The organism is Rhizobacter sp. P3_C12 (assembly GCF_056402735.1).
On the sequence record NZ_JBFUGW010000004.1, the window covers coordinates 14,084 to 39,427 of the forward strand.

Genomic DNA, 25,344 nt, shown 5'->3' on the forward strand with positions numbered 1-25,344 from the left:
CGGCTTTTCAGCAACCGCGCTGCTGCGCGCAGCGTTCACTGCCATGAAATCGACATCGAAGGCGACATCGAAGGGCAAGGCGCCCGTGCTGCTGGCCGGCGGCAATCCGCAGATCCCGAAGGGAGATGGCGACGCACCCGTGCAGGCCTTCATCGCCGCGATGCCGGGCTGGAAGCGCGACGTGGGGCGCCGCATCGACGAACTGGTCGTTCGCGCGGTGCCGGCCGTGCACAAGGCGGTCAAGTGGAACTCGCCGTTCTACGGGATGGCGGACAAGGAATGGTTCCTCAGCTTCCACGTCTTCACGAACTACGTGAAGGTGGCGTTCTTCCGCGGAGCACTTCTGGAGCCCATGCCGCCGGTCGAGTCGAAGAGCCCGGAGACGCGCTACCTGCACATCCGCGAGGACGAGCCGTTGGACGAGGCCCGGTTCATCGATTGGGTGGCGCAGGCGAGCCGGCTGCCGGGAGAGCGGATGTGAGGCCGGAGGGCCGGAGCAGCACGATGCCGCTCACCGCCCGAGCTGCGCCAGCGCCGCCTGCAGCCCCGCCAGCCCGCCGACCCGCTGGTCGTTGATGAAGACCTGCGGCATCTGCCGCACCGACGGGCCGCATTTCTCGAAGAACGCCAGGCGCTCGGCCTCGTCATCGATGCGGATCTCCTTGAACTCCAGCGCGCGGGAGCTCAGCAGCATCTTGGCCGAGTCGCATTGCGGGCAGGCCGATTTCGAATAGACGACGATGTTCAGGGTCATGGGGGTCGAGGTTCATGGAGCGGGGCCGCCAGGGTAGCGAATTTTCCCGGCATCGGCAGGCCCCGCCAGCCTCGCCCCTCAGTGCTTCGTCGGCGCCCCCTCGGCCGGCGTCTCGGTGTGCATCACGCACTGCCAGCCGCCGCCGTTCTTCACCCAGGTCGACGAGTCGTTCATCACCTGCTGCGTGGCCTTGCTCTCCCCGCGCGGCGCGACGCCCTGCTTGACGCGGTAGGTCACGATGGCCGTCGCGTCGTTCGGGAACACCACCTCCACGTCGCTCAGCTCGAACGACGTGATCACCATGTTGCCGTGCTCCGCCATCTGGCGGTAGGCCGCGTGGTCGAACTTCATCGCGCCGTGCGAGCTGACCATCAGCGAGGGCTCGCTGAGCATCGCGAGCGCGGTGTCGGTGTCCTGGTTCACCATCGACTGCCAGAACTTCTTCTCCAGGTCGATCAGTGTCTTCTGCGGTGTCGGCATGAGGAACTCCTTTCAGGCTCGATCAGGAACAGGCTTCCATCCTGCGACTCCTGTGCGGCAGGGACATCGGAGAAGGCGGGGTTCCCCCGTAGGTGTGCTCCTACATCCGCAGCGCTTGTATGAGAATGGCGCCCATGACCGACCCCAACGCCCTCGTGGCCACCTCGCCGGCGTCGCTGGCGACGAACCCGCAGCTGAGCCTGCCGCAGAACTTCCCGCTGGCCTTGTCGCCGCAGCAGCAGGACAGCCTGCTGGCCCGGGTCGACGCCTTCCGGTTCACCGAGATCTCGCAGCACGACATCGCCTCGCTGGCCCTGGAGCCCGAGCTGGCGCTGAACCGCACGCTCGACGGCTTTCTCTCGCGCATCGACAAGAGCACCTCGCCGCAGCTGTTCACGCTGGTCGCATCGTTGAACCAGCATGTGCAGGACGAGAACCTGCCCGAGCTGGCCAACCGCATCCTGAACGCGCAGCCGTCGCTGCTGGCGCGCATCCTCGGCCTCTTCAACCGGAAGTCGCTGCGCCAAGCCGCCAGCCGGGCCTATGAAGAGGCGGCGCGCATCGCATCGGGCCGCTCGAAGGCGCTGTCCGAGCTGATCGCCGGCATGGAGACCAGGCTGCGCACCGAGATGACCCGCCTCAACGAGGAGCTGCGCCACCTCGACACCGTGAAGGCCGAGTACCGCAAGAGCTTCGTCGCCTTCGCTGAAGACGCCGTCTTCCTGAACAGCGCGCTGGCCAAGGCGCGCGCCGAGGTCGCTGCACTGGAGCCCGTGCTCGCCGGCGACCCGCAGCGCCGCCACGACCTGCGCGACAAGCTGCAGTCGCTCGAATCGCGCGCGCTCGCCGTCGAAGGCACGCTGAGCAAGCTGCCGGCCGACCAGCTCGTGATCCGCCAGCTGCAGAACGCCGGCGTCGCGACGCTGCAGGAACTGGCGACGACGATGGCCTCGCGCTTCGCGAGCATCAAGATGACGCTGCTGACCATCCACGGCGCGCGCATGGTGCAGGACCTGCAGCGCCTGGGCCAGCAGGGTGCCGACCTCGATCGCAACCTGAACCGGGTGCGCAGCATCCTGATGCAGGATGCCGTCCAGAACGCTGCCACCGCGCCGGGCAACAACCGGCTGGCACAGGCGCAGCAGCTGCAATCCGTCGTGGCCGACACGCAGAACCTCGTGGCCCTGGTCGATGCCGCACGCGACACCAACCAGCGCAAGTTCGACGAAGCCCGCGCGCTGATGGCGCAGGCCCGCGAAGACATGCTGACCCTCGGCAAGGGGCTGAACCCCGCCGCCACCGTCGCCGCCCAGTCCTACACCCTCACCCGCTGATCAGCGCTGCCCCCATGACCGCACCTTCGCTCAAACTCAACCTGACCAAGCCCGGCGATGCCGCCCCGAAGCTGTCGCTGTCGCTCGACAAGGGCGAGCGCTTCAAGGTGCGGCTGGCCTGGGACGGCGACACCGACATCGACCTGCACGCGCTGGTGGCCGTGAACACCGGCGGCGGCGCAAAGGTGTCGAGCTTCGGCGACATCCTGTCGACCTACAACGTGCAGCGCACGATCCGCGGCCAGGCCACCGGCACGCTGCCGCTGAATGCCGACAAGACCTTCTCGGTGCACGGCGGTGCGCTCGTCCACAGCCCCGACGCGACCGACGGCCTGGCCACCGGCGACGACGAGTGGGTGTCGATCCAGCCCGACCGGCTCGCGCCGCCGGCGGCCGGCGTGATCGAGATCCCGCTGGTCGCGATGATCCATCCCCAAGGCTCCGGCCGCTCGTTCCGCACCGTGCGCAACGCGCGCGTCGTCGTCGAGAACGCGCTCGGCAAGGAGCTGCTGAACGTGAGCCTGTCCGACCAGTTCGGCGAGTTCGTCGGCGTGCAGATGGGCTCGATCATGGTCGAGGCCTCGGGCTCGTCCTTCGTCGGCGTCGGGGTCGGCTTCAACAGCGACTTCAACCAGGTGCTGGGCCACTTCTCGTGATGCGGCGCTCGTGAGACTGCGCGGCTGGCGCATGGCATGAGCATCAAGGTCACCGTGATCGGCGGGGCGGGTGGGCCCGAACCCGCGCCGGCACCGGGAACCGTCAAGCCGACGGTGTTGCCGGGGTCGGTGCTGCCTGGGTCCACGCGGACGGTCACGGCGATGCCATCGGCGCCGGCGACTCCGGTCGTTGCCGCGCCCCCCGTCTTCGCCGCCTCGGCGCTGCCCGGCGTGCAGCGCAAGCCGGTGGAGGTGCCGCTGACCGAGCTCGCACGCCGCTTTCCGCACGCCGAGGCCGCGGCGCTGCAGCGCACGCAGGGCGTGCTGGCGGGCCTGCACGTGCAAAGCCTCGATGCGAGCGGCTGGCTGCGCTTCGGCATGCCCGAGCAGGAAGAACTCGCCGCGCTCATCCGCCAGCGCCTGCAGCTTGCGCAAGAGGCCACGACGCGCAGCGTGCCGCAGCACCTGCGCCGGCTGCACGAGCTGCTGTCGGACGTGCTCGAAGCGCTGGACGGCGGTTTCTTCCGCAAGCCGGCCGCTGCCGTGTGGGCGGGGCACGAAGCCGAGGTCGCGCAGCTCGAGGCGCTGCTCGGCGCCTCTCGTGCGGCGCTGTCCGATCAGCTGCAGGCGCTCGGCTTGCTGCGGCAGCCGGTGCTGGCCTGCGGCCAGCGGCTGGAAGCGAGCGCGCTGGCCGCTGAATACCTGCTCGACCACCTCGGCGCCGACGCGGGCGGCCTGCTGCTGGCCCGCCTCACGTCGCTGACCGGCTCGCAGGCGATGCTGCAGGAGCACCGCCTGCACCTGGCGCAGGACGCGAGCCGCCTGCAGGAGCTGATGACCTGGGTGCAGGACGGCGTGCTGCTGAAGCTGCCCGCGGTCCACGCCCAGCTGGCCGGCCTGGCCTCGCGGCCCAGCGAGACCCAGCGTTTCCTCGCGGCCGAGAAACTCCACGACATCCTGCAAACCCTGAAGCGAGCCCTCTGATGGCCTTGACCCTGAACCTCGAAAAGTCCGCCCGCACGCTGGTCCTGAGCCTCGAGAAGGCCGGCGTCACCCAGCCCCCCGCGCTGGAGGTCGGCTTCGGCCTGGACGTCTCCGGCTCGTTCGAGGACGAGCACCGCGCCGGCATCACCGACCAGTTGCTGACGCGGCTGGTGCCCTGGGGCCTGGCGTTCGATCCGGACAGGAAGGTCGATGTCTTCACCTTCTCGTCGGGTGCGAACGGCGTGCACGACGTGGGCTCGGTCGACGCGGGCAACTACGACGGCTACGTCGCGAACAACATCATCGCGAAGGTGCCGGGCTGGAACGGCGGCACCGACTACTCGCATTTGCTGGAGCGCATGCTGAAGCACTTCGGCTGGGCCGGCCCGATCGAGAAGAAGGCGGGCTTCTTCGGCCGTCTGATGGGGCAGAAGGACGAGGTGATCCCCGTCGCGAAGAAGCGCTCGCTGGTGATCGTCGCGACCGACGGCGACAACGCCGACAAGGAGCGCACGATGCGCGTGCTGCGCGAATCGGAGCAGCGGCAGGACCAGGTCTATTTCCTGTTCCTCGGCATCTCGAACCAGGGCTCGACCTTCCCGTTCCTCGATCGCATCGGCGACCAGTTCGGCAACACCGGCTTCAAGGCCATCCACAACCTGCGCAAGTTCGTCGCGCAGTCGGACGAGGAGTTGAACGAGCAGTTGATCGATGGGGAGTTGATTGCGTGGTTGAAGGGGTGAGCGCGTGACGCTCCGTTCGCCCTGAGCAGGGACTGAGCTTGCCGAAGGCCCGTCCGTCGAAGGGTTGTGCCCGAAGCGTGCGGGGCCTTCGACAAGCTCAGGGCGAACGGTGTTTCTTTGCAACCGCCGGGCCTTCACTCAATACCCCGCCGCCTGCCCGTCCCGCCGTGAATCGCTGGCCGCGACGTAGCCGTCTTCGAGGTCATCGCTCAGCTTCCAGATGAACTGCCCGCTGCCGTAGTCCATGTACGCATCGGGCGTCGGCTCGAAGCGGTGGCCGAGTGCCTTCAGCCCATCGACCAGCGCCGGTGCCATCGTCGATTCGAAATCCACTGCCCGCCCGTTGCCTACCTTCCAGCGCGGCGCATCGCAGGCCGCCTGCGGCTGCTGGCGGTGCACCAGCATGCGCACCAGCGTCTGCAGGTGGCCTTGCGGCTGCATGTTGCCGCCCATCACGCCGAAGCTCATCTGCGGTTGGCCGTCGCGCGTCAGGAAGCCGGGGATGATGGTGTGGAACGGCCGCTTGCCCGGTGCGACCACGTTCGGGTGTTTCTCGTCCAGCGTGAAGCCATAGCCGCGGTTCTGCAGGCTCACGCCGGTGCCCGGCACCACCACGCCGCTGCCGAAGCCCATGTAGTTGGACTGGATCAGGCTGATCATCATCCCGCGCTCGTCGGCCGCGCTCAGGTAGATGGTGCCGCCCGCAGGCGGCGTGCCGTGCGCCGGGTCGCCGGCGCGCTTCGGGTCGATCAGCTTCGCGCGCTCGCTGAGGTAGCCGTCGCTCAGCAGGTCGTCGGCCGTCACCTCGGTCATCGCGCGCGCGTCGGCCACCCAGCGGTAGGTGTCGGCGAACGCGAGCTTCATCGCCTCGATCTGCAAATGCTGCGACTCGACGCTGTCGACCGGGTACCGCGCCAGGTCGAGCCGCTCCAGCATGCCCATGGCCATCAGCGCGGCGATGCCCTGCCCGTTCGGCGGGATCTCGTGCACCGTGTGGCCGGCGAAATCCTTGCGGATCGGCATGACCCACTCGGGCCGGAAGTTCGCAAGATCCGCCAGCGCCATGCTGCCGCCGTGCGCCTTCGCGTGCGCCACCAGCTTCTCGGCGATCTCGCCGCGGTAGAACGCCTCGCCCTTCGTCAGCGCGATCTGCCGCAGCGTGGCTCCGGCCGCCGCGAACACGAAGCGCTCGCCGGGCTCCGGTGCACGCCCGCGCGGCATGAAGGCCTCGGCATAGCCGGGCTGGTCCTGCAGGCCGGGCACCTGGCGACCCCACTTGTCCGAGACGATGCGGCCGACGCCATGGCCGCGCTCGGCCAGCTCGATCGCCGGCTCCAGCAGGTCGGCGAACGGCAGCTTGCCGAAGCGCTCCGACAAGGCCATCCAGCCCGCCACCGCGCCGGGCGTGGTCACCGCGTCCCAGCCGCGCATCGGCATCTTGTCGCCGTGTTTGCGGCGGAAGTAGTCCGGCGTCCACGCGGCCGGCGCGACGCCCGACGAATTGAGCCCGTGCAGCGCCTTGCCGTCCCACAGGATCGCGAAGTTGTCGCTGCCGAGCCCGTTCGACACCGGCTCGACGATGGTCAACGCGGCCGCCGCGGCAATCGCCGCATCGACCGCATTGCCGCCTTTCAGCAGCATGCGCAGCCCGGCCTGCGAAGCCAGCGCCTGCGAGGTCGCGACGACGTTGCGGGCCATCAGCGGGCTGCGGATGGTGGGGTAGGGATTCGTCCAGTCAAAGTTCATAGGGAGCCCCGTAGCCCGGATGCCAATCCGGGAATTCATCATCGCTGGCGCGGATCCAGCGCATCGCGCAGCCCGTCGCCGAGCAGGTTGAAGGACAGCACCAGCAGGAAGATCGACACGCCCGGCCAGATCGCCATCCACGGGGCCGAGTCGACATAGTTCTTCGCAGTATTCAACATGCTGCCCCAGCTCGGCGCCGGCGGCTGCTGCCCGAGCCCGAGGAATGACAGGCTGGCCTCGGCGATCACCGCCGACGCGATCGCGAGCGTCGCCTGCACGATCACCGGCGGCGTGATGTTCGGCAGCACATGTCGCAACGCGATGCGCAACGGCGGGTTGCCGACCGCACGCGCCGCCTCGATGTAATCCTCGACCTTCACGTTCAGCACCTGCGCCCGCGCGAGCCGCACGAAGATCGGCGTCGCCGACACCCCGATCGCGATCATCGCGTTGGAGAGGCTCGGCCCGAGAAAGGCCGCCAGCGCGATCGCCAGGATCAGGAACGGGCACGCGAGGAAGGCATCGGTGATGCGCGAGATCAGCGCATCGGCGAACCCGCCGAGGAAGCCCGCGGCCAGCCCGATCGGCACGCCCAGCAGCAGCGAGATGCTCACCGACACCAGCCCGGCGAGCAGCGACGCGCGCGTGCCCCACGCCACGCGCGACAGCACGTCGCGGCCGATCTCGTCGGTGCCGAACCAATGCTCGGCGCTCGGCGCCTTGCGGATCGCGCTCCAGCTGGTGGCGACCGGATCCTGCAGGCCGAACCACGGCGCGAAGAAGGCGATCGCGATGAAGAGCAGCACGACCGCGAGGCCGAGCAGCGCGCCGCGGCGGCGCTTCAGCCGGCGCCAGGCGCGGCGCCACGGGCCGGCCTCGGAACGCGGCGCAACGGGGAGAGGAAGCACGGCAGCCATCGTCAGCGCCTCAGTCGCGGGTTGACCGCAAAGTAGGCCAGGTCGGCCAGCAGGTTGAGCAGCATGTAGGTGCTGGCGGTGACGAGCACCACGCCCTGCACCACCGCGTAGTCGCGGTTGAACACCGCATCGACCACCAGCTTGCCGAAGCCCGGGATCGTGAACACCTGCTCGGTGAGCACCGCGCCTGACAGCAGCGTTCCCAGCTCCAGCGCGCCCAGCGTGATGATCGGCGTCAGCGCATTGCGCAGCGCGTGCTTCAGCACCACGGTGCGCTCGCTCAGGCCCTTGGCGCGCGCGGTGCGCACGTAGTCGGCCGACATCACCTGCAGCATCGCGCTGCGCGTGTGGCGCATCAGCACCGCGGCGATCGCGTTGCCGAGCACGAAGGCCGGCATGATCATCGCAGCCAGGTTCGCGCCCAGGTCCTCGAACGGGCTCACGTAGCCCGAGGCCGGCAGCCAGCCGAGCTGCACCGAGAACAGCAGGATCATCAGGATGCCGAGCCAGAAGTTCGGCGTCGAGATGCCCCACAGCGCGAACGCATTGGCCGCCCAGTCCCAGGCCGTGCCGCGCCCCACCGCCGAGACGATGCCCGACGGGATGCCGATCGCGAGCGCGATCGCCATCGCCAGCAGCGCGAGCTCCACCGTCACCGGCAGCTTCTGCAGGATCAGCTCGAGCACCGGCTGCTGGTTGCGCACCGATTCACCGAGGTCGCCCTGCAGCACGCCGCCCACCCAGCGGGCATAGCGCAGCGGCAGCGGCTCGTCGAGATGCAGCTTGGCGCGCAGGTAGGCCACCACCTGCGGATCCTGGTCTTCGCCGGCCAGGATCTTGGCCGGGTCGCCGGGCAGCAGCTGCTGCAGCCCGAAGATCAGCATCGAGACGAACAGCAGCGTCGGCAGCAGCGTCGCGACGCGCTTGACGAGGTACTCGAACATCAGCGGGTCACGGCGCGAATTTGAGGCCGCTGACGCGCAGCAGGCCGTCGGGCACGTTGCGCACGCCGCCGAGCTTCGCGTTGTAGGCCCACAGCCAGTTGCGGTGGTACAGGTAGACGATCGGGCGCTCCTTCAGCACGCGGGCGGCGATCTGCTCGAACACCTTCTTGCGCTCGGCGGGGTCGCGCAGTTCGCGCGAGCGGGTCAGCAGCGCATCGGTCTCGGCATCGCAATACCCGGCGTAGTTCAGCGGCTGCTTGCAGCCGTGGAAGCTGAACAGGTTGCCGTCCGGATCGGCGCGGCCGCTCCACGCCAGCACCAGCGCCTCGAAGTCGCCCTTGTCGGCCATGTTCAGCGAGGTCGCGAACTCGGCGGCCTGGATCTTCACGTCGAAGCCGGCCTCGCGCGTCATCGCCTGCACCACCAGCGCCAGGCGCTGCGCGTCCGACGTGGTCGGCGCCACCAGCGTGAAGCTCGGGTTCGGGATGCCGGCTTCCTTCAGCAGGGCCTTGGCGCGAGGAATGTCGCGCCTGGGCACCGGCACGTTCTTCGCGTACCAGGCGTTGCCCGGCGCGACCCACTGGTTGCCCACCGTCGCCTCGTTGTCCATCACCACCTGCGCGATGCCCTGGCGGTCGAGCGAGAGCTCGAAGGCCTCGCGCACGCGGGCGTCGCGGCCCAGCGGGTTCTGCTTCGCCTTGTCGCTCTTGGCCAGGTTGATCGTGATGCCCTGGTAGCCGATCTCGGTGATGCGCGAGGTCTTCAGCTTCTTGTCGGACTGCAGCTTCTCCATGTCGCTGGAGGCGACGCGCTCGATGAAATCGAGCTGGCCGGATTTCAGGTTGGCCAGCCGCACCGTCGCGTCGGGGATCGGCGTGTAGACGATCTTGTCGAAGTGGATCGCGTCCTTGTTCCAGTACTGCGGCCAGCGCTCGAACACCATGCGGTCTTGCGCGACGCGCTCGACGAACCTGAACGGCCCGGCGCACACCGGCTTCGTGCCGAACTTGTCGCCGGCCGCCTGCGCCGCCTTCGGCGAGACCATCATGCCGGCGCGGTCGGCCAGCTGCGCGAGCAGCGGCGAGAACGGTGCCGACAGGTTCAGCTTCACCGTCAGCGGGTCCACCACGTCGACCGTCGCGACCGGCGCCAGCTCGCCGCGCCGGTTCGAGCCGGGCAGCGTCTTGTGGCGTTCGATGTTGAACTTGACGGCCGCGGCATCGAACTTCTCGCCGTCGTGGAAGGTCACGCCCGGGCGCAGCTTCAGCGTCAGCGTCTTGCTGTCGGCCGACCACTCGTAGCCGGTGGCCAGCTGCGGCTGGATCGCGAGCTTCTCGTCGACATCGAACAGCTTGTCGCACAGCGCGCTGAACACGACGCGGCCGACGAAGCTGCGCGAGAGCGACGGATCGAGCACGTCGGGGTCTTCGGCCAGGCCCACGCGCAGCGTCTGCGCCGGCGCGAGCAGCGGCGCGGCCGCCAGCAGCAGCGCGGGGATCCATCGGGTCATCGGATACGTCATCGTGAACTCCAGGAACAGATCAAGGGGTGGCTTGGATGAAGGCGGCCTGCAGGCGCGCGAGGCGGATGCTGGCCGGCGTGGTGGCGGCCGCGGGCTTGAGCGGCGCAAGCGCCGGCAGCTCGCGCCAGAAGTGGCAGGCGACCGCCTGGCCGTCGTGCAGCTCCAGGGCCGGCGCCTCTTGCGCGCAGCGCTCGCGCGCATGCGCACAGCGCGTGTGGAAGTGGCAGCCGCCCGGCGGGTTGACGGGGCTCGGCACGTCGCCGGCCAGCAGCACGCGCTGGCGCAGCAGGCCCGGCTCGGGCACCGGAATCGCCGACAGCAGCGCCTGCGTGTACGGGTGGCGCGGCGCCGCGAACAGCGTGCGCTTGTCGGCCAGCTCGACGACGCGGCCGAGGTACATCACCGCGACGCGCGTCGCGATGTGCTTGACCACCGCCAGGTCGTGCGCGATGAAGAGGTAGGCGATGCCGAAGCGCTGCTGCAGGTCCTGCAGCAGGTTCACCACCTGCGCCTGCACCGAGACATCGAGCGCCGACACCGCCTCGTCGCAGACGATCAGCTTCGGCTCGACCGCCAGCGCCCGCGCGATGCCGATGCGCTGGCGCTGGCCGCCGGAGAACTCGTGCGGAAAGCGCTGCGCATGCTCGGGCGCCAGGCCCACGGTGTGCAGCAGCTCGGCCACGCGCTCGCGGTGCCGGCCGGTGTGCAGGCCGTGCAGCATCAGCGGCTCGGTGAGCGTCTGGCCGACCGTCATGCGCGGGTTCAGCGACGAGAACGGGTCCTGGAAGATGATCTGCATCGCGCGGCGCTGCGCGCGCAATGCGGCGGCATCGAGCGCGCCGAGATCCTGCCCGTCGAACCGCACCTGCCCCGCGCTCGGCTCGATCAGCCGCAGCACCAGCCGGCCGAGCGTCGACTTGCCGCAGCCCGATTCGCCGACCACGCCGAGCGTCTCGCCGCGCGCGATCGTGAGGTCGATGCCGTCGACCGCGCGCACCGCGCCCTTCGCACGCCCGAACAGCCCGCGGCGCACCGGGAAGTGCTTGACCAGGCCGTCCACCTTCAACAACGGATCGCCGATGGGATCGCTCATGGCAACGGTGCCCTCCAGCACGCCGCCTCATGGCGCGGTGCCAGTTCGTACAACTCCGGCGCCGCCTCGCGGCAGCGCGGCTCGGCGAACGGGCAGCGCTCGGCGAAGCCRCAGCCCGGCGGGCGGCGCAGCGGGCTCGGCACCTGGCCGTCGATCGACGCGAGCCGCGTGCGCTCGCCGTCGAGCCGCGGCACCGAGCCGAGCAGGCCGATCGTGTACGGGTGCTGCGGCGCTTCGAACAGCGCCTGCACCGGCGCGCGCTCGACGATGCGCCCGGCATACATCACGACCACCTCGTCGGCCACCTCGGCGACGACGCCGAGGTCGTGCGTGATCAGGATGACGGCGGTGCCGGTCTCCTGTTGCAGCGAGCGCATCAGCGCGAGGATCTGCGCCTGGATCGTCACGTCGAGCGCGGTGGTCGGCTCGTCGGCGATCAGCAGCCGCGGCTCGCAGGCCAGCGCCATCGCGATCATCGCGCGCTGGCGCATGCCGCCCGAGAGCTGGTGCGGATGCTCGTCGAAGCGTTGCTCCGGTGCCGGGATGCGCACCTTGCGCAGCATCGCCAGCGCCTGTTCGCGGGCCTCGGCGCGGCCGATGCGGCGGTGGCGCAGCAGGCCCTCGACGATCTGCTCGCCGATCGTGAAGACCGGGTTCAGCGACGACATCGGCTCCTGGAAGATCATCGCCATGCCGTTGCCGCGCAGGTCCTGCAGCGCCTGCGCCGGCGCACCGACCAGCTCGCGGCCCTCGAAGCGGACCGAGCCGCCGGCGATGCGCCCCGGCGGCGACGGCACCAGGCCCATGATCGACAGCGAGGTCACGCTCTTGCCGCAGCCCGATTCGCCGACGATCGCCAGCGTGCGGCCGGCCTGCACCTCGAAGCTGACGCCATCGACCGCGGCGAACTCGCCGTCGTCGGTCTTGAAGAGCGTGCGCAGCTGGCGCACCTCGAGCAGCGCCGTCATGGTGCGCACAACGCACCGACGGCGAGGAAGCGGCTCGCGATCGCGACCCCGAAACGCCCCTGGCCGTCGCGCGCAATGATGGACCAGGTCATCGCCGCAGGCGCCTCAGCGAAGCGCTTGCAAACATGATCTCAACGACATATTCGTGTTCTCTGGCAGAAGACCGACGGGGTTGCAAGCCGTGTGCCACATCGAATGGCGGCCGGCACCGCGTGAGCCGCAAATCCAGATTTGCGGCTCACTATTTGAGCCGAATCGCCTAGAATGCGGCTCATGGTTTCCACCAAGCCCCTCTATGTCTGGCAGCAGCCGGCGTGGCCCGCGCTGAGCTTCGACCCCGCACGGGTCGGGCCGGCACTGGCGCATGCGCGCCGCATGCAGGGCCTGGTGGAGGGCAAGGCGCAGGCGATCGGCATCGAGCGCGACGGGCAGGTCGCCCGCGAGTTGATGGAAGACGAAGTGATCGCCACCGCCGCGATCGAAGGCGAACGGCTCGACCCTGCGGCCGTGCGCTCGTCGGTGATGCGCCGGCTCGGCCTCGCGACGACAGGGCCTCGTGATCGCCATGTCGATGGCCTGGTCGAGGTGCTCAACGACGCGATGAACGGGTTCGACACGCCACTGGATGGCGAGCGCCTGCAGCGCTGGCAATCGGCGTTGTTTCCTGGCGGAACGAGTGGCCTGCGGCGCATTGCCGTGGGCCGCTGGCGCGACCACGCCGAGGCGATGCAGATCGTCAGTGGCCCGCCCGGCAAGGAGGTGGTTCATTACGAAGCCCCGCCGTCGCGCCGGGTCGCGAAGGAGATGGACCGCTTCCTCGCGTGGTTCGCGAAGACCACGCCGCAGCCGGCTCGCCTGCCCGTGCTCGACGGGCTGGCGCGAGCGGCGCTGGCCCACCTGTGGTTCGAGAGCATCCATCCGTTCGAAGACGGCAACGGCCGCGTCGGCCGCGCCGTCGTCGACATGGCGATCGCACAGGACCATCGCGTTCCGGTGCGGCTGTACAGCCTGTCGCGCCAGCTCCTCGCGTCGCGCAAGGGCTACTACGACGCGCTGAACGCCGCCCAGCGCGGCAACGGCGACGCCACCGACTGGGTCCTGTGGTTCGCACAGCAGTTCGCGCTGGCCTGCGAGCGCTCGAGCCAGGTGATCGACCGCGCGATCGAGAAGGCCAGGTTCTGGCAAGGGCACGCCCACCTCGAACTCAACGAGCGCCAGCGCAAGGTCCTGCAGCGGCTGCTCGACGACGGCGACGGCGGCTTCCTCGGCGGCCTGAATGCCGACAAGTACATCAAGCTCACCGGCACCTCGAAGCCGACAGCGACCCGCGACCTGGCCGACCTGGTGCGGCACGGCCTGCTGTGGACGACAGGCCAGGGCAAGGCCGTGCGCTACTTCGTCAACGTGCCGGGATGGACCCACGGGGTGACGGATCATTTCAACGGCGACACAGTCGTGTGAATTCAGTGCCGCGCGTAAGCGGCTCCACCACTTTCCGTGCATTTGGTAAGTGCAGGCCGATGCAGCTTACGAAGCCGCGACAGCGTGCAATCGCCAACCTACATTGCGCCGGCAGTCCCCACCGGCGCACCGCTCCATGCAGTGCGCTTCATCCAAGAACGCATCAGAGGAGTTGTCACTCATGAAGTTGCTGAAGCCCACGTCCGCATTCCAATGGTCCGCGCTGGCCCTGTCCAGCGCCCTGCTCTTCGGCTGCGGCGGCGCCGACAAGAGCGCCGACGGCGAATCGGCCTCGGCCGCATCGGTCACCGTCAGCGAGTCGGCCGCCGGCCTGTCGGTGCGCACCGTCACCGGCGAAGGCAGCCGCTTCAACGGCAGCCATGTCGAGGCCGCGCTGTACACCTTCGCGGCCAAGATCGCCGCCGGCACCGATGCCGGCCAGGCCCTCGACGGCACGCTGGTGCTGCAGAGCGTCGCGCAGGACGACGGCAGCACCGCCCTCACCGGCAAGCTGATCGGCGGCAAGCTGACCGCCACGCCGAGCGATGCGGTGACTGCGCTGCAGGCCGAGTTCGCCACCGCGCTCGAAGCGCTGAAGACCGCATACAAGACCGATGTCGAGGCGCTGCAGGCCACGCTGAAGACGGCGCTCGAGGCCGCCGCGACGCCCGATGCCGGCCGCCGCCTGAACGAGGCCCAGCGGGCCGCGATCAAGACCTTCATCGATGCGGTGAAGACCCGCACCGAGCAGTTCCGGACCGACACCACCGCGCTGGTGACCAGCTACCAGGAGAAGGTGACAGCGGCCGGCGGTGACGCGAGCAGCATCACGCCCTGGGGCAGCCATGGCGGCAAGCAGCACGCCCGCAAGACGGTCTACGACGTGACCGGCACGCAAGCCGCCGACGGCAGCCTGACACTGAAGCTGACGGCCGGCAGCACGGTGCTCACCGGCACCGGCACGCTGGCGGCCGACGGCAACCTGTCGGGCACGCTGGCCGGCCCGGCGAGCGACGACACCGGCACGTGGCAGGCCACCGCGCTGTTCAAGCCGACGCCGACCCCGCCGTCGCCACCGGCTTCGTCGGCGAGCAGCTCGACGAACTGATCAGTCTTCCTCCGGGACGAGCGAGATCCGGCGCTCGGCCCGCAGGACGGCCTCCAGCCGGGAGGCCGCCTTCGCGACCTCTTGCGCGAGACGCTGGATCGCTGCACGCCGCCTGGCGAAGCGCAGCGACCACATCGGCCGGTCGAAGCCCACGAAGGCGGTCCACTTCATCGACGCGCCGTCGGGGACGAACGCGGCCCGCTGCGCTTCACTCATCTTGCCGAGAAGGTCCGGCAACCACACGTTGCCGCAGCCGATCCACAGCAGTCCGTCGCTGCGGTCGAGCATCACGCACCAGCCCCAGTCCTCGGTGATCACGTCTTCCGGCGTGTAGTCGAGCTCGGTGAACCGCGCCTTGATCCAGGCGGCCAACTCGCGGCCGTAGCAGTGCGGATTCGTCTGCTCGTCTTCGTGGGGGTCGATACGGAACAGGTCGGAGCGGAACCAGAACTGGTGGTCGTCGTGCATGCGGTGCCCGTTCCTACGCCAGCCGCTCGGCGTGCTGCGGCAGCCCGTCGTGGATCTCGAACCACTCGGCCTTGGAGCCGACGAAGATGTGGGCCGACGGCGCCTGCGGCAGCGGCGTGTTCAGGCTGCCGACGCGCAGCCGGACCACGTCGGGCGCGGAGTCGCGCCGGCTCAGGATCGGCGAGCCGCACTCGGCGCAGAACACGCGGTGGATGCCTTCGGCGGTGCTGAAGATCTTCAGCGCGGCCTCGCCCGCGACGAAGCGCAGGTCTTTCGCTGCGACCGGCGCGGTCACCGCGAAGGCCGCGCCATTCGCCTTGCGGCAGCGCGAACAGTGGCAGTAGACGGCCGCGCCGATCGGGCCGTCGATCTCGTAGTGGATGGTGCCGCAGAGGCAGGTGCCGGTGTGCAAGGTGGGCTCCGTCGGGGTGGAGTCGAAACTGTAGCCGGCCGGATCGCCGCCCTACGCGAGCGGCAGGGCCTGCCGCACATGCGCCCCGAAGGCCGACACCAGCGCCGACGGCTGCTCGCGGTCGAACGCCAGCGCGATGCCGACCGTCGGCAGCACCGGCAGCCCGGCATCGGCCGGCAGCACCTGCAGGTCGTCGGGCACGGCGGTCTGCGTCAGCACCGTGATGGCCTGGCCCGACCGCACCATCGCGACCAGCCCGGCCAGGCTGCTGCTCGCGCAGGCCAGCCGGTAGGCCCGGCCCGCGGCATCGAGCGCCTGCCGCGGCGCCTGGTGGTCGAACGCATCCGGCGCGCCGAGCGCAAGCGGCAGCGGGTCGAGCGATGCGGCATTGCCGCCGCGCTGCCCCACCCACACCAGCGGCTCGCGGCGGATCACGTCGCTGCCCTCCACGTGACCTGTCACCGACACCAGCGCGAGGTCGATCGCATGCCGCGCCAGCAGTTCGCGCAGGCGCGGCGTCGGCGCGCACACCACCTCCAGCTGCACGCGTGGGTTCAGGCTGGCGAAGCCACGCAGCAGGTGCGGCAGGAACACCACTGCATAGTCGTCCGGGCAGCCGAAGCGCAGCACGCCCGAGAGCTGCTCGCCGCGCAGCTCGGCGAGCGTCTCGTCGTGCAGCGCGAGCAGCTGCCTCGCGTGCGCCAGCAGCCGCTCGCCGGCCGCGGTGAGCGTGACGCCGCGCCCGGTGCGAAACAGCAGCGGCTGCTCGACCACGCCTTCCAGCCGCTGCATCTGCATGCTGAGCGCCGACTGCGTGCGCCCGACGCGCGCGGCCGCCTGGCCCAGCACGCCGGTCTCGGCGATGGCGACGAAGCTGCGCAGCAGGTCGATGTCGAGTGACTGGCCCACGGTATGAATTCTCCTGATGGCTCGTTCCAAAACTATTCGCTTCACGAAGCGCCCGCYGGTGCGCAAGATGCCACAACTCCACCACGAGGCCATCACCATCATGAGCAGGAACGACGACCCGCAGTTCTGGCAGCAGGCGCGCCAGCACCTGATCCGCTATGGCGGCAGCTTCGAGCCGCTGATCATCGAGCGCGCGAAGGGCAGCTTCGTGTACGACGCCGACGGCCGGGCGATCCTCGATTTCACGTCGGGGCAGATGAGCGCGGTGCTCGGGCACTCGCACCCGGACATCGCCGCGGTCGTCACCGAGCAGATCCATTCGCTCGATCACCTGTTCAGCGGGATGCTGTCGCGCCCGGTCGTGGCACTCGCGGCGAAGATCGCACAGCACGCACCGCCCGGATTGGAACGCTGCCTGCTGCTGAGCACCGGGGCCGAATCCAACGAGGCCGCGCTGCGCATGGCCAAGCTGGTGACCGGCGGGCACGAGGTGGTGGGCTTCACGCAGTCATGGCACGGCATGACGGGGGCCGCGGCGTCGGCCACCTACAGCGCCGGCCGCAAGGGCTACGGGCCGGCCTCGGTCGGCTCGATGGCCATTCCGGCACCGAATGCGTACCGGCCGCGCTTCACCCACCCCGATGGCACGCTCGACTGGCGCCGCGAGCTCGACGACGGCTTCGAGCAGGTCGATCGCCAATCCACCGGCGCGCTGGCGGCCTTCATCGCCGAGCCGATCCTCAGCAGCGGCGGCATCCTCGAGCTGCCGCCGGGCTACATGGCGGCGCTGAAGCAGAAGTGCGTCGAGCGCGGCATGCTGCTGATCCTCGACGAGGCGCAGACCGGCGTCGGCCGCACCGGGCTGATGTTCGCGTGCGAGCGCGACGGCGTGGCGCCCGACATCCTGACGCTGTCGAAGACGCTGGGCGCCGGGCTGCCGCTGGCTGCCATGGTGACCACCGCGGCGATCGAGGAGGAAGCCCATGCGCGCGGCTTCCTGTTCTACACGACGCACGTGTCCGATCCGCTGCCGGCGGCGGTCGGGCTGAAGGTGCTGGAGGTGGTGGAGCGCGACGGCCTGGTCGAGCGCGCCCGCGTGGCCGGCGAGCGGCTCGCGCACGGGCTGCGGCGGCTGCAGTCGCGGCACGAATGCATCGGCGATGTGCGCGGCCGCGGCCTGCTGCTCGGGTTGGAGGTGGTCAAGAGCCGCGACACGAAGGAGCCGGCCTTCGAGCTCGGCGAGGCGATCACGCGCGAGTGCATGAAGCTCGGGCTCAGCATGAACATCGTCAAGCTGCCGGCGATGGGCGGCGTGTTCCGCGTGGCGCCGCCGCTGACGGTGAGCGACGGCGAGATCGACCTGGGGCTGGAGTTGCTGGACCGGGCGATCGGGTTCGCGGTCAGGCGCTGAAGTACCCGCTGTCCCGCAGGTCCTCCAGCAACCCCGGCCCGCTCGGTTGCCACCCCAGTGCCTGGCGCGTGACTTCGCTGCTGCTCGGGTTGTCGATCGCGACGAAGCCGGCCATCCAGCCGAAATGCGCGCGCGCTTCGTCCGGCGTGAGGCTGCGCACCGGCAGGCCGAGACCGCGGCCGATCGCCTCGGCGATCTCGCGCATCGGCACGCCCTGCTCGGCCACGCCGTGCAGGCGCGATCCCGGCTTCGCGCCCTCGACGGCCAGCCGGTAGAGCCGCGCGGCATCCGGGCGGTGCACCGCCGGCCAACGGTTTGCGCCGTCGCCGATATACGCCGCAAAGCCGGTGCGGCGTGCGATGTCGATCAGCATCGGCACGAAGCCGTGGTCGCCCGCGCCGTGCACCGATGGCGGCAGCCGCACCACGCTCGATCGCACGCCGATCGCGGCAGCGGCCAGCACCTTGGCCTCCGACGCGGCGCGCATGTGGCCCGCAGTGCCGGGCGTCGGCGCATCGGCTTCGGTGCCGAGGCGGCCGCCCGCCAGCAGCGCCGTGCCGCAGGTCCCGATGAAGGGCTTGCCCGTGCCTTCCAGCGCGCGGGTCATCGCGTCGACGGCGCGCAGGTCGGCCTCGACCGACGCCCCGTACGCGCTGAAGTCATGGATGAAGGCCATGTGGATCACGCCGTCGCAGGCCCTCGCGCCGGCGACGAGGCGGTCGATGTCGGCCAGCGCGCCGCGATGCGCCTCGACGCCCATCGCCTCCAGCCTGGCGACCGCCGCGTCGTTGCGCGCCAGGCCCAGCACCTGGTGCCCCGCGGCCTGCAGCTCCTGCGCAATGGCCGACCCGATGAAGCCGGTGGCTCCCGTCACGAATACACGCATACTGACTCCCGATGAATGAAGGGGCGTACTGTCCTTCGTTGCACGGGCCACGAAAAGCCGAGAGCGCATACAGGTATGAGAGCTAACAGGCATGAGCGCTGACACCCTGCCGGACCCCGTCCTCACGCTCGGCGCGTTCCTGCGCGACCGCCGCGCGCGGCTGCTGCCCCCCGCGGATACGCCCGGCCGGCGCCGCACGCCGGGGCTGCGGCGCGAAGAGGTCGCGACACGCGCCGCGGTGAGCATCACCTGGTACACGTGGTTGGAACAGGGGCGCGGCGGCCCGCCTTCCGATGAAGTGCTGGAGCGGCTCGCGCACGCGCTGGAGCTCGATGCCGCTGGCCGCGAAATGCTGTTCCTGCTCGCGCAGCAACGGCCGCCGCCGCTCAACCCGGCCCCGCCGTCCGCGGTGGCACCAGCACTGCAACGCGTGCTCGATTCGTTCGCCACCAGCCCCGCCGTCGTGAAGACGCCGACCTGGGACATCGTCGCGTGGAACACGGCCGCCGCCACGGTGCTGACCGACTACGCGGCATTGCCGCCCGACCAGCGCAACCTGCTGCGGCGCCTGTTCGGCGAGCTGCCCGCCCGCAAGCGCTGGCCCGACTGGGAATCGGACGCGCGCTTCGCAGCCGCGGTGTTCCGCATCGACGTGGCCCGCACCGGCGGCTCCGCCGAGGCCGTCGCGCTCGCCGCCGAGCTGCAGGCGCGCAGCGCCGATTTCCGGCGCATGTGGGCCGAGAACGAGGTGAGCCGGCATTGGGTCGGCCACAAGCGCATCACGCACCCGGTCGCCGGGCCGCTCTCGTTCGAGTATTCGACCTACTCGGTCGATGCGGCCGACGGCTTGAGCCTGGTGGTGTTCACGCCGACCACGCCGGAGGTGACGCGCGCCATCGCGGCGCTGCTGCAGAAATAGCGCCGCGGCTCAGTCCTGCGCCACGTGCACGACGAGCTTGCCGAAGTTGCGCCCTTCGAGCAGCCCGCGCAACGCGGCCGGTGCGTTCTCCAGCCCGTCGACGATGTCCTCGCGCAGCGTCACAACGCCTTCGGCGACGCGTTGCGCCATCTCGCGGCGGAAGGTGTCGAAGCGCTCGCCCTGGTGGTCGCCGTAGTGGTCGAGCACGATGAAGCCCTGCATGCGGATGCGCTTCTGCAGCAGCGCGGCGTGCACCTGCGGCAGGCGGTCCGGCCCGGTCGATGCGCCAGCTTCGTTGTAGTGCGCGATGAACCCGCACACCGGCACGCGCGCGCCGATGTTCAGCAGCGGCAACACCGCATCGAAGACGGCACCGCCGACGTTCTCGAAGTACACGTCGATGCCGGCCGGGCAGGCCGCGACGAGGCGCTCGGCGAATTGCGCGCCGCGGCGGTCGATGCAGGCGTCGAAGCCGAGCACGTCGACCGCGTACCGGCACTTGTCGGCGCCACCGGCGATGCCGACCACGCGCGCGCCCTTCAGCCGGGCGAGCTGACCCGCCACCGACCCGACCGCACCGGTGGCCGCCGACACGACCACGGTTTCCCCGGCGCGCGGCTGGCCGATGTCTTCCAGCCCGACCTGCGCGGTGAAGCCCGTCATGCCCAGGCCGCCCAACGCGAGCGACGGCCGTGCCATGTCGCCCAGCACCAGCAGGTCGTCGCCGTTCGACAGCGCGTGCTCCTGCCAGCCCGCGTTCGCGAGCACCAGTTCGCCGACCGCGAAGCGCGGGTGCCGCGAGGCGATCACCCGGCTCACCGTGCCGCCGACCATCACCGCGCCGATCGCCACCGGCGGCGCGTAACCCGGGCCGACCGGCTCCATCAGGTTGCGCATGTACGGATCGATCGACAAGTACAGCGTGCGCAGCAGCACCTGGCCCTCGCCCGGCTCGGGCACCGGCTGCGTCTCGAGCCGGAAATCGTGCGCCGCCAGCAGGCCGTGCGGATGCGCGGCAAGCACGATGCGGCGGCTGGCGGTGTCGGTGGTGGCCATGGCGATCAAGCCCGCACCGGCCGCGGCCCGTGGCGCAGCGTCAGCAAGGTGCCCAGCGTCAGCGCCGCCACCGCGAAGGCCGGCCCGCCGAGCGCGCCGATGTGGTCGACCAGCAGCCCGCCGCCGATGGCGCCGCTCGCGATCGCGATCTGGAACGCCGCCACCAGCAGGCCACCGGCCCCTTCGGCCTGGTCGGGCGCGGCCCGCACGATCCAGGTCTGGAAGCCCACCGGGAACGCGCCGAACGCGAAGCCCCACAGCGGCACGGCAATCGCCGTGACCCACATCGAGCTGCCGCCCACCAGCAGCGTGGCCGCCAGCAGCGCGATCAGCACGCCACCCGCCACGATGGCATGGCGCTCGCTGCGCTGCGCGATCCAGCCGCCGGCGAAGTTGCCGAAGAAGCCACCGATGCCGTAGCCCAGCAGCACCGCCGAGACCGCGCTCACCGACAGGTGCGTCACGTGCTCCATCAGCGGGCGGATGTAGGTGAAGCCCGCGAAGTGACCCGACACCACCAGCAGCACGGCCAGCAGCGCCACGCGCACCGGCGGGCGCCGCAGCAGCTCGCCGAGCACGCGCAGGCTCGGGTTGTCGCGCGGCGGCAGCGCCGGCAACGCGAACAGCTGCACCGCGAGCGTCAGCACGCTGACGACGCCGGCCGCGATGAACGCGCTGCGCCAGCCCCACACCGAGCCCATCCAGGCACCGATCGGCGCGGCACCGACGGTGGCGACCGAGACCCCGGTGAGGATCACCGACATCGCGCGCGCGAACTGCGCCTCGGGCACCAGCCGCAGCGCCAGCGCCGCCGACATCGACCAGAAGCCGCCGAGCGCGATGCCCAGCATCACGCGCGCCACCAGCAGCACCGGCAGGCTGGTGGCGGTGGCCGCGATCAGGTTGGACAGCATCAGCAGCGCGGTCAGCGCCAGCATGACGATGCGGCGGTCGATGCGGCGCGTCAGCAGCGGGATCGACGGTGCGGCGACCGCACCGACCAGCGCGGTGGCCGTGACGGCCTGGCCGGCCGCGCCGTCGGTGACGCCCAGGTCGGCTGCCATCGCGGTCAGCAGGCTCGCGGGCAGGAACTCGGCCGTGACGAGACCGAACACGCCCAGCGTCAGCGAGGCGATGGCGAACCAGTCGGCGTGGCCGGCCGGGGAATCGGGAAGTGCGGCGATCGGGGCAGAAGACACGGTGCGCAGGCCGGGGGAAGGCCTTGTGGTGGACTGGGAACACAGCTTATGGCTAGGATCTCGGCGTTTGAATGCCGGAAAAGCCGAAATGAATGACTTTTTGTCCGACCGTGACCAACTCACCGAGATCCTGCTGGGGCTGCGGCTCGATGGCGTGGAGTACGGCCGCTGCGTGATGCGGGCGCCGTGGGCGATCGCGTTTCCGGCGCAGCGCGCGGCGCGCTTTCATTTCGTCGGCAGCGGCGGCAGCTGGCTGCGCACCCCGTCGACCGACTGGAAGCGGCTGAACCCGGGCGATGCGGTGCTGCTGCCGCGCGGCAGCTTCCACATCCTGGCCAGCGCGCCCGACGTGCCGGCGGTCGACATCGATTCGCTCGCGCGGGTGGCGGTCTCGGACAACATCTACCTGGTGGGGGCCGAGAACATCGGGCCGGCCGTGCCAGCCATCGAGGCCGACAGCGCGGTGCCGCCCGACGTGATGTTCTGCGGCGCGCTGCGCTTCAACCTCGACCCCTTGCACCCGCTGCTGACGATGATGCCGGACGTGATGCATGCGGGCGACCTCGCGACGCGCGACGTCACCGTGCCGGCGCTGCTGGAGGCGATGGAACGCGAGGTGGCGCTCGACCGCATCGGCGCCTGCGGCATCCTCGCGCGGCTGGCCGACGTGCTGGCGGCCAGCATCATCCGCGCGTGGGTCGAGTGCGGCTGCAGCGACTCCACCGGCTGGATCGCGGCGGTGCGCTGCCCGAAGATCGGCAAGGTGATCGCGGCGATCCATGCGTCGCCCGAGCGCGACTGGAGCGTGCCGATGCTGGCCGACCTGATGGGCTCGTCGCGCTCCAGCTTTGCCGAGGCCTTCACGCGCACGATGGGCGAGAGCCCGGCGAAGTACGTGGCCAAGGTGAAGATGTTCCAGGCGCGGCACTGGATCGCCAACGACGGCATGCGCATCGCGGTGGCGGCCGACCGGCTCGGCTACGACTCCGAGGCGTCGTTCAGCCGGGCGTTCAAGCGGGTGATCGGGCACCCGCCGAGCGCGTCGCGGGTGGGTGAGCGGGTGCCGGCGGGGGCCAGGGAACCAGGGCGCAGGGCCGTGCCGTCAACGGCAGCTGCCGCCTTGCCGCAGGTACTTGAAGGCGCCGGTGTCCAGCTGGACGACGAATCGCCCGCCGATGCTGTCGTCGATCACCAGCTCCTTGTCTGATGTTTCCGATCCCGCGGTTGTGCCAGTTGTCGAGGGTCACCAGCACGCCCTGGTTGGTGAACTCCATGTCGATGGGCGCGATGGGGTTCAACAGGAAGCTCGTGTGGATCTTTCGATACGACACGCCGTCGAACCGGTGCCACTCCGCCGTCGCGAACGGCCCCGTGGGCCTGCCGCCATAGCCGTAGACATCGCCCATGCTCTGGCCCGGAACGACGCGCACGACGAACTGCCCGTTCTCGCTGGCCCGTGCCTGAATGCGGGCAGGGGGCGACGAATCGGCCTGTGCTGAGGGGGCCTGCAGCACGCCGCTGACGAAGGCAATCTGAACGGCGAACCGAAGAAACTTCCGCATGATCTGGAGCCCGTTCACGCAAGTGCCTCGCGGACGATTTCCGGGTGCTTCATCGCAATGCGGATCAAGGTCTGGGCAGCACCCGATGGCGATCGACGCCCTTGCTCCCACTCCTGCAGCGTGCGCTTGGAGATGCTCAACGCCTCGGCGAACTGGGCTTGCGACAAGCCTGTGTTTTCACGCGCCTGCACCACTTCGTTCGGCTCGACCTTCGTCGTGCGCGCGGCGCTCCCAGCCTTCATTTCGCGCACTGACTGCAACAGCTTGAGTCCCAACGCCTCACCGGCGGATGCTCGCTTCGACGAAGGACGGCTAGCCATGTTCGATCTCCTCTCGTATCGCCTTGAGCAAGTGGGCGGGAATATTGTCTCGCACGGACTTCGCATAGACCAGAAGCATCCAGATCTCGCCGCACGCCAGGCGAACGAAGTAGATGACCCTGACGCCGCCTCGCTTGCCCATGCCAGCACGCGACCAGCGCACCTTCCGACATCCCCCACTCTCCGGAATCAGATCGCCCGCCTCCGGATTGGCTGCGAGCCAGCGGAAGAAGTCGATCCGCTCGTCTTCGGTCCATACCTTGTCTGCTTCAGCGGCAAAGGTCGGGGTTTCGGCAAAGGTGAACATTGGCAATGTACGTCTCAGACGTATGCACGTCAATGACGTACAGACGATGTGGCTGGGATCCGACCCCACTGCCGTCGGCGCGGCGAAGCCTATCGCCAAGCCCTCTCGCTGACGACCGGTCCATAACGACCATGGCTTCGGCGCGAACCGCGTGCAGCCGCGGCGGCCTTGTTCGACATCAGCCCTGCTGAGCCGCCGACTGCAGCCGCGCATACCGCCCCGGCGCCTGCCCCACGTGCCGGCTGAAGGCCGTGCTGAAGGTGCTGGCCGAGCTGTAGCCGACGCGTTCGGCGACCTCGGCCATCGCGACGCCGCTGCGGCCGAGCAGCTCCTTCGCGAGGGCCATGCGCCAGCCGAGCAGGTAGGCCATCGGCGACAGCCCCACCGCGCGCGAGAAGCGCTCGAAGAACACCGAGCGCGACAGCGCGGCCCGCTTCGCGAGTTCATCCACCGTCCACGCACGTGCGGGCTCGCCATGCATGTCGCGGATCGCCGTGGCCAGGCGCGCATCGGCCAGTGCACGCAGCAGGCCCGGCGGCGCCGTGTCGCCGGGCGCGGAGCGCAGCGCCTCGATCAGCAGCACCTCGACCAGCCGCGACAGGATCAGCTCGCGGCCCGCTCGCTGCTCGGTCGATTCGCCCCGCACCAGCTGCACCAACAACGGCAGCCGCTCGACGCCGCGCACATGCAGCACGCTGGGCAACAGCGACACCATCAAGGCCGCATCCGGTGAATCGAACGCGAAGTACCCACCGAGCATGCGCACCTCCGGCGGCCCGTCGCGCAGGCCGTGGCGGATCTCTCCTTCGGGCGCCGGCTGCGCCAGGGGATCGACGAAGACGGGAACGGCCGGCGAGGCACTCGACATCGTGACCCGGGCGTGGCCGGCATCAGCAGGAAATCGCCGGCCGCCAGCGTGATCGGCTGCCGCCCATCGACAGCCAGCAGGCACTCGCCCTCGAGCATCGTGCAGAAGCTCGGCTGGCCGAAGCTCGAATAGCGCACCGCCCACGCGCCGGCGCCGCTGATCACTTTGGCGTACACCGCGCGCGGCCGGAACATCGCGATCACCTCTGCGAGCGGATCCACCATCGCCGGACTCCTGCAAACGAATATCGGACTGTTGATTGTAGAGAGTCCTGACTCCCGTCGGTATCGTTCCGCCATCGTCAACACACCACCAAG

At 69.9% G+C, this 25,344-nt stretch carries 28 protein-coding genes and 1 pseudogene; 10 read left to right on the forward strand and 19 right to left on the reverse strand.

Annotation, left to right across the window (positions count from 1 at the left end; translation table 11 throughout):
- Positions 1-43: 43 nt before the first annotated feature.
- A complete protein-coding gene (locus AC1DXV_RS01545) occupies positions 44-481 on the forward strand; it encodes a DUF1801 domain-containing protein (protein WP_477865202.1) in 438 nt (145 codons plus the stop codon).
- Positions 482-511: 30 nt separating this feature from the next.
- On the opposite strand, the gene AC1DXV_RS01550 is transcribed toward AC1DXV_RS01545, so the two are convergent.
- Positions 512-754, reverse strand: a complete 243-nt coding sequence (locus tag AC1DXV_RS01550) for a glutaredoxin domain-containing protein (protein WP_477932206.1) — start codon at positions 752-754, stop codon at positions 512-514.
- A gap of 78 nt (positions 755-832) precedes the next feature.
- Positions 833-1,234 carry a nuclear transport factor 2 family protein gene (locus AC1DXV_RS01555; protein ID WP_477865680.1) on the reverse strand — a complete coding sequence of 134 codons (402 nt, stop codon included), beginning with the start codon at positions 1,232-1,234 and terminating at the stop codon, positions 833-835.
- Between the two features lie 134 nt (positions 1,235-1,368).
- Here AC1DXV_RS01555 and AC1DXV_RS01560 point away from each other — a divergent pair, with 134 nt between their 5' ends.
- The 4 genes from AC1DXV_RS01560 to AC1DXV_RS01575 are packed head-to-tail and all read left to right on the forward strand — an operon-like array spanning position 1,369 to position 4,951.
- On the forward strand, positions 1,369-2,568 hold the full coding sequence (locus tag AC1DXV_RS01560) for a hypothetical protein (RefSeq protein ID WP_477865681.1): 1,200 nt from the start codon (positions 1,369-1,371) through the stop codon (positions 2,566-2,568).
- A 14-nt stretch (positions 2,569-2,582) separates the two neighbouring features.
- Positions 2,583-3,224: a TerD family protein gene (locus tag AC1DXV_RS01565; protein ID WP_477865682.1), complete on the forward strand. Its 642-nt coding sequence runs from the start codon at positions 2,583-2,585 to the stop codon at positions 3,222-3,224.
- 36 nt (positions 3,225-3,260) lie between these two features.
- Positions 3,261-4,208 (forward strand): hypothetical protein, encoded by a 948-nt coding sequence (locus tag AC1DXV_RS01570; protein WP_477865683.1) that lies wholly within the window; start codon positions 3,261-3,263, stop codon positions 4,206-4,208.
- Positions 4,208-4,951: a VWA domain-containing protein gene (locus AC1DXV_RS01575; RefSeq protein WP_477865684.1), complete on the forward strand. Its 744-nt coding sequence runs from the start codon at positions 4,208-4,210 to the stop codon at positions 4,949-4,951. The genes AC1DXV_RS01570 and AC1DXV_RS01575 overlap by 1 nt, the downstream gene beginning before the upstream one ends.
- Positions 4,952-5,089: 138 nt before the next feature.
- On the opposite strand, the gene AC1DXV_RS01580 is transcribed toward AC1DXV_RS01575, so the two are convergent.
- Genes AC1DXV_RS01580 through AC1DXV_RS01610 form a run of 7 tightly spaced genes read right to left on the reverse strand, consistent with a single transcriptional unit; the run spans position 5,090 to position 12,233 of the window.
- Complete coding sequence (locus AC1DXV_RS01580; RefSeq protein WP_477865685.1) at positions 5,090-6,697, reverse strand: gamma-glutamyltransferase family protein; 1,608 nt, start codon at positions 6,695-6,697, stop codon at positions 5,090-5,092.
- A 38-nt stretch (positions 6,698-6,735) separates the two neighbouring features.
- Entirely contained in the window at positions 6,736-7,614 is an 879-nt protein-coding gene (locus tag AC1DXV_RS01585) for an ABC transporter permease (RefSeq protein WP_477865686.1), read from the reverse strand.
- Between the two features lie 2 nt (positions 7,615-7,616).
- Positions 7,617-8,558: an ABC transporter permease gene (locus AC1DXV_RS01590; protein WP_047507078.1), complete on the reverse strand. Its 942-nt coding sequence runs from the start codon at positions 8,556-8,558 to the stop codon at positions 7,617-7,619.
- A 7-nt stretch (positions 8,559-8,565) separates the two neighbouring features.
- Positions 8,566-10,080 carry an ABC transporter substrate-binding protein gene (locus AC1DXV_RS01595; RefSeq protein WP_477932208.1) on the reverse strand — a complete coding sequence of 505 codons (1,515 nt, stop codon included), beginning with the start codon at positions 10,078-10,080 and terminating at the stop codon, positions 8,566-8,568.
- 19 nt (positions 10,081-10,099) lie between these two features.
- Positions 10,100-11,173 (reverse strand): ABC transporter ATP-binding protein, encoded by a 1,074-nt coding sequence (locus AC1DXV_RS01600; RefSeq protein ID WP_477932210.1) that lies wholly within the window; start codon positions 11,171-11,173, stop codon positions 10,100-10,102.
- Entirely contained in the window at positions 11,170-12,141 is a 972-nt protein-coding gene (locus AC1DXV_RS01605) for an ABC transporter ATP-binding protein (protein WP_477932212.1), read from the reverse strand. Before AC1DXV_RS01605 ends, AC1DXV_RS01600 begins: the two co-directional genes overlap by 4 nt.
- Complete coding sequence (locus AC1DXV_RS01610) at positions 12,138-12,233, reverse strand: DUF1028 domain-containing protein (RefSeq protein ID WP_477874930.1); 96 nt, start codon at positions 12,231-12,233, stop codon at positions 12,138-12,140. The genes AC1DXV_RS01605 and AC1DXV_RS01610 overlap by 4 nt, the downstream gene beginning before the upstream one ends.
- Positions 12,234-12,414: 181 nt before the next feature.
- Between AC1DXV_RS01610 and AC1DXV_RS01615 the strand changes: the two genes are divergently transcribed.
- On the forward strand, positions 12,415-13,602 hold the full coding sequence (locus tag AC1DXV_RS01615) for a Fic family protein (protein WP_477932214.1): 1,188 nt from the start codon (positions 12,415-12,417) through the stop codon (positions 13,600-13,602).
- Between the two features lie 181 nt (positions 13,603-13,783).
- Positions 13,784-14,710 (forward strand): hypothetical protein, encoded by a 927-nt coding sequence (locus AC1DXV_RS01620; protein WP_477932216.1) that lies wholly within the window; start codon positions 13,784-13,786, stop codon positions 14,708-14,710.
- Here the strand turns inward: AC1DXV_RS01620 and AC1DXV_RS01625 are convergent, their stop codons facing one another.
- The 3 genes from AC1DXV_RS01625 to AC1DXV_RS01635 are packed head-to-tail and all read right to left on the reverse strand — an operon-like array spanning position 14,711 to position 16,499.
- Positions 14,711-15,178: a type 2 periplasmic-binding domain-containing protein gene (locus tag AC1DXV_RS01625; protein WP_477864466.1), complete on the reverse strand. Its 468-nt coding sequence runs from the start codon at positions 15,176-15,178 to the stop codon at positions 14,711-14,713.
- Between the two features lie 13 nt (positions 15,179-15,191).
- Complete coding sequence (locus tag AC1DXV_RS01630) at positions 15,192-15,590, reverse strand: GFA family protein (protein WP_477864467.1); 399 nt, start codon at positions 15,588-15,590, stop codon at positions 15,192-15,194.
- Between the two features lie 51 nt (positions 15,591-15,641).
- A complete protein-coding gene (locus AC1DXV_RS01635) occupies positions 15,642-16,499 on the reverse strand; it encodes a LysR family transcriptional regulator (RefSeq protein WP_477864468.1) in 858 nt (285 codons plus the stop codon).
- 100 nt (positions 16,500-16,599) lie between these two features.
- Here AC1DXV_RS01635 and AC1DXV_RS01640 point away from each other — a divergent pair, with 100 nt between their 5' ends.
- Positions 16,600-17,910, forward strand: a complete 1,311-nt coding sequence (locus AC1DXV_RS01640; protein ID WP_477864491.1) for an aspartate aminotransferase family protein — start codon at positions 16,600-16,602, stop codon at positions 17,908-17,910.
- Here the strand turns inward: AC1DXV_RS01640 and AC1DXV_RS01645 are convergent.
- On the reverse strand, positions 17,900-18,796 hold the full coding sequence (locus AC1DXV_RS01645) for an SDR family oxidoreductase (RefSeq protein WP_477864469.1): 897 nt from the start codon (positions 18,794-18,796) through the stop codon (positions 17,900-17,902). The genes AC1DXV_RS01640 and AC1DXV_RS01645 overlap by 11 nt on opposite strands.
- 91 nt (positions 18,797-18,887) lie before the next feature.
- On the opposite strand from AC1DXV_RS01645, the gene AC1DXV_RS01650 reads away from it, so the two are divergent.
- Positions 18,888-19,715: a helix-turn-helix transcriptional regulator gene (locus AC1DXV_RS01650; RefSeq protein WP_477932218.1), complete on the forward strand. Its 828-nt coding sequence runs from the start codon at positions 18,888-18,890 to the stop codon at positions 19,713-19,715.
- 9 nt (positions 19,716-19,724) lie between these two features.
- Here AC1DXV_RS01650 and AC1DXV_RS01655 read toward each other — a convergent pair whose 3' ends face one another.
- Positions 19,725-20,771 carry an NADPH-dependent curcumin/dihydrocurcumin reductase gene (locus AC1DXV_RS01655; protein WP_477864471.1) on the reverse strand — a complete coding sequence of 349 codons (1,047 nt, stop codon included), beginning with the start codon at positions 20,769-20,771 and terminating at the stop codon, positions 19,725-19,727.
- 5 nt (positions 20,772-20,776) lie between these two features.
- Positions 20,777-21,970: an MFS transporter gene (locus AC1DXV_RS01660; RefSeq protein WP_477864472.1), complete on the reverse strand. Its 1,194-nt coding sequence runs from the start codon at positions 21,968-21,970 to the stop codon at positions 20,777-20,779.
- An 88-nt stretch (positions 21,971-22,058) separates the two neighbouring features.
- Between AC1DXV_RS01660 and AC1DXV_RS01665 the strand changes: the two genes are divergently transcribed.
- Positions 22,059-23,177: an AraC family transcriptional regulator gene (locus tag AC1DXV_RS01665; protein ID WP_477864473.1), complete on the forward strand. Its 1,119-nt coding sequence runs from the start codon at positions 22,059-22,061 to the stop codon at positions 23,175-23,177.
- A gap of 369 nt (positions 23,178-23,546) precedes the next feature.
- Here the strand turns inward: AC1DXV_RS01665 and AC1DXV_RS01670 are convergent, their stop codons facing one another.
- The 4 genes and pseudogenes from AC1DXV_RS01670 to AC1DXV_RS01685 all read right to left on the reverse strand — a co-directional run.
- Complete coding sequence (locus AC1DXV_RS01670; RefSeq protein ID WP_477864474.1) at positions 23,547-23,852, reverse strand: helix-turn-helix domain-containing protein; 306 nt, start codon at positions 23,850-23,852, stop codon at positions 23,547-23,549.
- Positions 23,845-24,159, reverse strand: a complete 315-nt coding sequence (locus AC1DXV_RS01675; RefSeq protein ID WP_477864475.1) for a transcriptional regulator — start codon at positions 24,157-24,159, stop codon at positions 23,845-23,847. Before AC1DXV_RS01675 ends, AC1DXV_RS01670 begins: the two co-directional genes overlap by 8 nt.
- A 178-nt stretch (positions 24,160-24,337) precedes the next feature.
- Complete coding sequence (locus AC1DXV_RS01680; RefSeq protein ID WP_477864492.1) at positions 24,338-24,640, reverse strand: helix-turn-helix transcriptional regulator; 303 nt, start codon at positions 24,638-24,640, stop codon at positions 24,338-24,340.
- A gap of 135 nt (positions 24,641-24,775) precedes the next feature.
- A pseudogene (locus AC1DXV_RS01685) lies at positions 24,776-25,326 on the reverse strand (cupin domain-containing protein); the annotation flags it as partial.
- Positions 25,327-25,344 lie beyond the last annotated feature (18 nt).

What these genes read in the sequence shown, in the direction of transcription:
- AC1DXV_RS01600 (WP_477932210.1), bottom strand. Translation starts at nt 11,173, where the DNA reads ATGAGCGATCCCATCGGCGATCCGTTGTTGAAGGTGGACGGCCTGGTC.
- AC1DXV_RS01555 (WP_477865680.1), bottom strand. Translation starts at nt 1,234, where the DNA reads ATGCCGACACCGCAGAAGACACTGATCGACCTGGAGAAGAAGTTCTGG.
- AC1DXV_RS01550 (WP_477932206.1), bottom strand. Translation starts at nt 754, where the DNA reads ATGACCCTGAACATCGTCGTCTATTCGAAATCGGCCTGCCCGCAATGC.
- AC1DXV_RS01665 (WP_477864473.1), top strand. Translation starts at nt 22,059, where the DNA reads ATGAATGACTTTTTGTCCGACCGTGACCAACTCACCGAGATCCTGCTG.
- AC1DXV_RS01560 (WP_477865681.1), top strand. Translation starts at nt 1,369, where the DNA reads ATGACCGACCCCAACGCCCTCGTGGCCACCTCGCCGGCGTCGCTGGCG.
- AC1DXV_RS01655 (WP_477864471.1), bottom strand. Translation starts at nt 20,771, where the DNA reads ATGGCCACCACCGACACCGCCAGCCGCCGCATCGTGCTTGCCGCGCAT.
- AC1DXV_RS01545 (WP_477865202.1), top strand. Translation starts at nt 44, where the DNA reads ATGAAATCGACATCGAAGGCGACATCGAAGGGCAAGGCGCCCGTGCTG.
- AC1DXV_RS01645 (WP_477864469.1), bottom strand. Translation starts at nt 18,796, where the DNA reads ATGCGTGTATTCGTGACGGGAGCCACCGGCTTCATCGGGTCGGCCATT.
- AC1DXV_RS01585 (WP_477865686.1), bottom strand. Translation starts at nt 7,614, where the DNA reads ATGGCTGCCGTGCTTCCTCTCCCCGTTGCGCCGCGTTCCGAGGCCGGC.
- AC1DXV_RS01615 (WP_477932214.1), top strand. Translation starts at nt 12,415, where the DNA reads ATGGTTTCCACCAAGCCCCTCTATGTCTGGCAGCAGCCGGCGTGGCCC.
- AC1DXV_RS01590 (WP_047507078.1), bottom strand. Translation starts at nt 8,558, where the DNA reads ATGTTCGAGTACCTCGTCAAGCGCGTCGCGACGCTGCTGCCGACGCTG.
- AC1DXV_RS01680 (WP_477864492.1), bottom strand. Translation starts at nt 24,640, where the DNA reads ATGCATGGCGAGCCCGCACGTGCGTGGACGGTGGATGAACTCGCGAAG.
- AC1DXV_RS01570 (WP_477865683.1), top strand. Translation starts at nt 3,261, where the DNA reads ATGAGCATCAAGGTCACCGTGATCGGCGGGGCGGGTGGGCCCGAACCC.
- AC1DXV_RS01670 (WP_477864474.1), bottom strand. Translation starts at nt 23,852, where the DNA reads ATGGCTAGCCGTCCTTCGTCGAAGCGAGCATCCGCCGGTGAGGCGTTG.
- AC1DXV_RS01620 (WP_477932216.1), top strand. Translation starts at nt 13,784, where the DNA reads ATGAAGTTGCTGAAGCCCACGTCCGCATTCCAATGGTCCGCGCTGGCC.
- AC1DXV_RS01675 (WP_477864475.1), bottom strand. Translation starts at nt 24,159, where the DNA reads ATGTTCACCTTTGCCGAAACCCCGACCTTTGCCGCTGAAGCAGACAAG.
- AC1DXV_RS01625 (WP_477864466.1), bottom strand. Translation starts at nt 15,178, where the DNA reads ATGCACGACGACCACCAGTTCTGGTTCCGCTCCGACCTGTTCCGTATC.
- AC1DXV_RS01595 (WP_477932208.1), bottom strand. Translation starts at nt 10,080, where the DNA reads ATGACGTATCCGATGACCCGATGGATCCCCGCGCTGCTGCTGGCGGCC.
- AC1DXV_RS01565 (WP_477865682.1), top strand. Translation starts at nt 2,583, where the DNA reads ATGACCGCACCTTCGCTCAAACTCAACCTGACCAAGCCCGGCGATGCC.
- AC1DXV_RS01580 (WP_477865685.1), bottom strand. Translation starts at nt 6,697, where the DNA reads ATGAACTTTGACTGGACGAATCCCTACCCCACCATCCGCAGCCCGCTG.
- AC1DXV_RS01650 (WP_477932218.1), top strand. Translation starts at nt 18,888, where the DNA reads ATGAGCGCTGACACCCTGCCGGACCCCGTCCTCACGCTCGGCGCGTTC.
- AC1DXV_RS01575 (WP_477865684.1), top strand. Translation starts at nt 4,208, where the DNA reads ATGGCCTTGACCCTGAACCTCGAAAAGTCCGCCCGCACGCTGGTCCTG.
- AC1DXV_RS01640 (WP_477864491.1), top strand. Translation starts at nt 16,600, where the DNA reads ATGAGCAGGAACGACGACCCGCAGTTCTGGCAGCAGGCGCGCCAGCAC.
- AC1DXV_RS01610 (WP_477874930.1), bottom strand. Translation starts at nt 12,233, where the DNA reads ATGACCTGGTCCATCATTGCGCGCGACGGCCAGGGGCGTTTCGGGGTC.